The sequence below is a fragment of the Kribbella sp. genome (assembly GCF_035687465.1).
Lineage (GTDB): Bacteria > Actinomycetota > Actinomycetes > Propionibacteriales > Kribbellaceae > Kribbella.
Genome location: NZ_DASRXP010000036.1, coordinates 1 through 4772, shown reverse-complemented (window position 1 = coordinate 4772; position 4772 = coordinate 1). Strand labels below are relative to the sequence as shown.

At 68.1% G+C, this 4772-nt stretch carries 5 protein-coding genes and 1 riboswitch; all 5 genes read left to right on the top strand.

The features are described 5' to 3' along the window. The coding region (locus tag VFG33_RS01815; protein ID WP_524538113.1) for a DNA glycosylase family protein at positions 1-413 on the top strand (413 nt) is incomplete at its 5' end. A gap of 31 nt (positions 414-444) precedes the next feature. Then, the gene (locus VFG33_RS01810; protein WP_325021649.1) at positions 445-1689 is read left to right on the top strand and encodes a cation:proton antiporter; all 1245 of its coding nucleotides are present in this window, start codon (positions 445-447) and stop codon (positions 1687-1689) included. A gap of 80 nt (positions 1690-1769) precedes the next feature. Next, positions 1770-1909: riboswitch (SAM riboswitch) on the top strand. Positions 1910-1922: 13 nt separating this feature from the next. Continuing rightward, positions 1923-3191 carry a threonine synthase gene (gene thrC, locus VFG33_RS01805; protein ID WP_325021647.1) on the top strand — a complete coding sequence of 423 codons (1269 nt, stop codon included), beginning with the start codon at positions 1923-1925 and terminating at the stop codon, positions 3189-3191. After that, positions 3188-3463, top strand: coding sequence for a ubiquitin-like small modifier protein 1 (locus VFG33_RS01800; protein WP_325021645.1), 276 nt, complete (start codon positions 3188-3190; stop codon positions 3461-3463). Before thrC ends, VFG33_RS01800 begins: the two co-directional genes overlap by 4 nt. 33 nt (positions 3464-3496) lie before the next feature. After that, positions 3497-4531, top strand: a complete 1035-nt coding sequence (locus VFG33_RS01795) for a zinc-dependent alcohol dehydrogenase family protein (protein ID WP_325021643.1) — start codon at positions 3497-3499, stop codon at positions 4529-4531. Positions 4532-4772: the final 241 nt, after the last annotated feature.

Here is a 4772-nt window from a genome sequence, read left to right as displayed (position 1 = left end):
AGTGGTTGCGGGCGGGCGTCGAGGGGCGCAGATCCCGCGTGGTGATCACCGCGGCGACGCGGGCGAAAGCCCTGGAGCGGACGTTGGACCTGACCGACGGAGCCGAGGTGGAACGGCGGCTGCGCTCGTTGCCGGGTGTCGGGGTGTGGACTGCGGCCGAGGTCAGACAGCGGGCTCACGGTGACGCGGATGCCTTCTCCTTCGCCGACTACCACGTGTCCCGCAATGTCTCCTACGCCCTCACCGGCGAAGAACTCGACGACGACGGGTGCGCCGAACTCATCGAGCCCTACCGAGGCCACCGCTTCCGCGTCCAGCGCCTCCTCGAACTGGCCGGCATCACCCACCCCCGCTATGGCCCCCGCAAATCCCTCCCCACCCACACCCCCGGCGCCACCCACCGCCTCCGCTGACACCGGTTGGGGTTGCTCGTAGGGTCGATGGATGCGGATCGACGGAGACGGGCTGTATCTGGTGGCGGGGCTGGCCCTGCTGCTTGGTGCGGTGTTGCCTCGACTACTACGCCGGTACGCCGTCTCCGCGCCCATCGCCTTCCTCGGCGCCGGTCTACTACTCGGCCTTGCAGTCGACCGCAGTCGCCTCAGCCCACTCGCCGAACCCGCACTGACCGAACACCTCGCCGAACTCACCATCCTCATCGCGCTGATGGGTGTCGGTCTCGCGATCGACCGCCCGATCGGCTGGCGGCGCTGGGCAGTGACCTGGCGGCTGCTCCTGGTCGCCATGCCGGCTTGTATCGCCGCGATCGCCGGCGCGGGGTGGCTGCTCGGCCTTGCCCCGGCAACAGCGCTCCTGCTTGGCGCGGTTCTGGCCCCGACCGACCCCGTGCTCGCGTCCGACGTACAGGTGCAAGGACCGAGCACCGGCGCTGAGGCCGAGCCCGAGGAGGACGACGAGGTTCGCTTCGCGCTCACCTCGGAGGCCGGTCTCAACGACGGGCTCGCCTTCCCGTTCGTCTACGCCGCCGTGTTCGCCGCGACCAAGGGCGCGGTGGGCGACTGGGCGCTGGAGTGGTTCGCATGGGATTTGATCGGCAAGACCGTCATCGGTGTCGCGATCGGTGCCGGTGCCGGCTGGCTGCTCGGCAAGATGGCGTTCTCGGCGCCGCTGTTCAGTTTCCGGCTGGCCGACTCGCGGGAGCCAGTACTAGCCCTGGCGATCACACTCGGGGTCTACGGCCTCACCGAACTGCTGCATGGCTACGGCTTCGTGGCTGTGTTCGTCGCGGCTCTCTCGCTGCGGGCCGCCGAGCGCAGTCACGAGTTCCACGAGGACCTGCACGGTTTCGTCGAGCAGCTGGAACACATCCTGACCTGGGGAATCCTCCTGCTGCTCGGCGTCGCGATCACCGGCGGCCTCCTCGGTCCGCTCACCTTCTCCGGCGTAGCGATCGGCCTCCTCCTCATCCTGGTCGTCCGGCCGCTCACCGCCTGGATCTCCCTGACCAGGACTCCACTCAGACGGTCCGAGCGCTGGGTGACCGCCGCCTTCGGGGTGAGGGGTGTCGGTTCCGTCTACTACCTCGCGTACGCCGGTTCGGACTTCACCACGGACCTCCCCTGGCTCTGGGCAACCGTCGGATTCACCGTCGTCCTGAGCGTCCTCGTCCACGGCGTCGCCGCGACCCCACTGATGCGGATGCTCGACCTCCGCCGGGAGGAGGATTAGTGCCGCTCGGGGTGAGATCGGCTGTCTCGGATAGTGGGAACGGAGGACACGATATGGACCAGATTGGGTAACCTCGACAGTGCTCATCCAGAGGGACTGAGGGATACGGCCCGTTGAAGTCCCGGCAACCCTCCCCGTGGAGACCTCGATTCGGAGGCGCTCGCGGCGGACCGGTGCCAAATCCGTCCCGCGCCGAGATCCGGTGCGGGGAAGATGAGGAGGGAAACTCCGCCATGAGCCTGAGCACCGCGCCAACCACCCACACCATCCGTGAAGGTGCCTTCGGCAACGGTACGCACCTGAGCTGTCGCGCTTGTGGCGCGAAGTCGGAACTCGGCCCGTTCTATGCCTGTATGGAGTGCTTCGGTCCCCTGGAGGTTGGGTACGAGTTCCCCGCCATCACCCGTGAGCAGATCGAAGCCGGACCCAAGAACATCTGGCGCTACCAACCGCTGCTGCCCGTCCCCGTCGACGTGGCCAGCTTCCCGAACACCGAGCCGGGCTACACCCGGTTGATCGACGCCGGCAACCTGGCCCGCGCGCTGGGGCTGCGCAAGCTCTGGGTGAAGGACGACTCGGGCAACCCGACCCACTCCTTCAAGGACCGCGTCGTCGCGTCCGCCCTGAGCGCCACCCGCGAGCTCGGCATGAAGGTCTTCGCCTGCCCCTCCACCGGCAACCTGGCCAACGCCGTCGCCGCCGCGGCCGCGCGGGCCGGGATCCGCTCGGTCGTCTTCATCCCGTACGACCTCGAGCGGCCCAAGATCATCACCACCGCCGTGTACGGCGGGACGCTGGTCGCCGTCGAAGGCAACTATGACGACGTCAACAAGCTCGCCTCGGAGATCGCCGGTGAGGAAGAGGGCTGGGCGTTCGTGAACGTCAACGTCCGCCCGTACTACTCCGAGGGTTCGAAGACGCTGGCCTTCGAGATCGCCGAGCAGCTCGGCTGGCGGATCCCGCAGCAGGTCGTCATCCCGGTCGCCTCGGGTTCGCAGCTGACCAAGATCGACAAGGGTTTCACCGAGCTCGGCAAGCTGGGCCTGGTCGACGCGACCGACTACAAGATCTACGGCGCGCAGGCGACGGGGTGCTCCCCGGTCGCGCAGGCGTTCCGGGACGGCCATGACGTGGTCAAGCCGGTCAAGCCGGACACCATCGCCAAGTCGCTCGCGATCGGTAACCCCGCGGACGGCCCCTACGTGCTGGACGTGGCCCGGCGTACCGGCGGGGTGATCGAGGACGTGTCCGACGAAGAGGTCATCGAGGGCATCCAGTTGCTGGCCCGGACCGAGGGCATCTTCACCGAGACCGCGGGCGGGGTGACGGTCGCGACGCTGAAGAAGCTGATCGAGACCGGTCAGCTCGACCCCGAGGCCGAGACGGTGATCATCAACTCCGGCGACGGGCTGAAGACGCTCGACGCCGTGGCCGACCGGGTCGGCCCCAAGGTGACCATCCCCGCGTCCTACGACGCCTTCGTGAAGGCAGGCCTGCAGTGAGTGTGAGCGTGCGCGTCCCGACCATCCTGCGGCCCTACACCCAGGGGGCGTCCGAGGTCTCCGTCGAGGGATCGACACTGAGCGAGGTGCTGGAGTCGCTCGACACGTCGTACCCGGGCATCAAGGGCCGCGTCCTGGACGAGTCGGGCGAACTGCGCCGCTTCGTCAACGTCTACGTCGACAATGACGACGTCCGCTTCTCCGAAGGCCTGCAGACCTCCATCAAGGACGGCGGCCAGGTCTCCATCATCCCGGCCGTGGCGGGCGGCTAGTTCTCACTGTGTCGTCTGGGTGAGGATGGCCCGATGCGTGCCATTGTCATCGAGCAGTACGGCGTCCTGCCCACGGTGCAGGAAGTTGCCACACCCGAACCGCAGGCCGGTGGTGTCGTCCTCGAGGTCGAGGCCACCGGTCTTTGCCGGAGCGACTGGCACGGCTGGCAGGGGCATGACTCCGACATCGTCCTGCCGCACGTACCGGGTCACGAGCTCGCCGGCACGATCGCCGCGATCGGTCCCGGGGTCACTGGCTGGAAGGTCGGGGATCGCGTCACGGCGCCGTTCATCTGTGCCTGCGGCAACTGCGAGCAATGCCTGCAGGGCAACCAGCAGGTCTGCCCGAACCAACTCCAGCCCGGCTTCAACTATTGGGGTTCCTTCGCCGAGTACGTCGCTCTGCCGTTCGCCGAGGTGAATCTCATTCGCCTGCCGGACACGCTCGACTTCGACACGGCCGCAGGCCTCGGCTGCCGCTTCGCCACGTCGTTCCGCGCTATCCGCCAGGTCGGCCGGGTCACCGCGGACGAGACCGTCGTCATCTTCGGCTGCGGCGGCGTAGGCCTCTCCGCGGTCATGATCGCCGCCGCCCTCGGCGCCCGGGTCATCGCCGTCGATACCAACCCCGAGGCCCTTACCCTCGCTAAGTCGTACGGCGCCGCCGACACCGTCCTCGCGCCCTCGACCGCCGGCGACGAGGTCGTGGATGCGATCCTCGAGCTGACGGGCGGGGGTGCCCAGGTGACGATGGATGCGCTGGGGTCCAACGAGATCGTGCAGAACGCGCTCCGATCGTTGCGGCCGCGCGGGCGACACCTCCAGGTCGGCCTGCTGCCGGGCGGGGTCGAGCTCGACGTGTCCCGCCTGATCGGCCAGGAACTCGAGTGGCTCGGCAGCCATGGCATGCCGGCCCACGCCTATCCCGAAATGCTCGACCTAGTTGCCTCAGGCAACCTACATCCGGCGGACCTGATCACCCGCACGATCACCCTCGACGAGGTCCCCGACGCCCTCGACGCCCTCACCACCGCCACCCCGGCCGGCATCACCGTCATCCACCCCTGACCACCCCCTCTGTGCTGTTACGTCCGAAGAACTGGAGGGCAGGCCCCGCGGTTCTTCGGACGCAAGGAGTTAGCGGGGTGGGGGGAGGCGGGTGAGGAGGGTTTCCAGCATTTCGCGGGTGGTGGCGAAGTAGCTGTTCTCGCGGTGGAGGGCGCGGTGGAAGGCTTCCAGTTCGGCGGAGGAGATGGTGTTCGAGAAGGTGCTGATCTCGGTCAGGTCGAGCCGGCGGTTGAACAGGTGC

What these genes read in the sequence shown, in the direction of transcription:
- VFG33_RS01810 (WP_325021649.1), top strand. Translation starts at nt 445, where the DNA reads ATGCGGATCGACGGAGACGGGCTGTATCTGGTGGCGGGGCTGGCCCTG.
- thrC (WP_325021647.1), top strand. Translation starts at nt 1,923, where the DNA reads ATGAGCCTGAGCACCGCGCCAACCACCCACACCATCCGTGAAGGTGCC.
- VFG33_RS01795 (WP_325021643.1), top strand. Translation starts at nt 3,497, where the DNA reads ATGCGTGCCATTGTCATCGAGCAGTACGGCGTCCTGCCCACGGTGCAG.